Annotated in this window: 1 protein-coding gene; it reads left to right on the top strand. The window is 39.1% G+C overall.

Annotation, left to right across the window (positions count from 1 at the left end; all coding sequences use genetic code 11):
- Positions 1-83: 83 nt before the first annotated feature.
- Positions 84-558: MotA/TolQ/ExbB proton channel family protein (locus V7147_RS23530; protein ID WP_335370228.1), on the top strand; the 475-nt coding region annotated here is incomplete at its 3' end.

The following is a 558-nucleotide window of genomic DNA, read 5'->3' as shown; positions in this document are numbered from 1 at the left end:
CAACCAAATTTTTGCGTCGTAAACACACTTTATTGAAGAAACACACTGTCTACAACATCGGATGAAAGATTAGGTGATACAAATTGGATAAATCGTCATTAATAGGTGTAATACTTGGTTTTATAGCCATCTTTGTAGGTATGGTTTTAAAAGGGGTTTCGTTTTCTGCACTGCTTAATCCCGCTGCCTTTTTAATCATTATTTTAGGAACTATTGCCGCCGTAACAATCGCGTTTCCAACCAGCCAATTAAAAAGGATACCACAGTTATTTGGCGTCCTTTTTAAGGAGAAAAAAATGTTAAATGTTGAAGATCTAATTCCCATGTTCTCAAATTGGGCGACCATTGCCCGTAAGGAAGGACTATTAGCACTTGAGGTAAAAGTCGCCGAAGTCGAAGACCCATTTTTAAAAAACGGATTAAGTATGGCAGTTGATGGCCAAAGTGCTGAATTTATCCGTGATGTAATGTCTGAGGAAATTGAAGCAATGGAAGAACGTCATTTATCAGGCGCTGCCATCTTCTCACAAGCAGGAACATATGCACCAACCTTAGGGG

This window comes from Bacillus sp. JJ1521, from assembly GCF_036965165.1.
Classification (GTDB): domain Bacteria; phylum Bacillota; class Bacilli; order Bacillales; family Bacillaceae_L; genus Ferdinandcohnia.
Note: the sequence above shows the minus strand (reverse complement) of the source record. Positions and strands in the feature narration are given on the sequence as shown.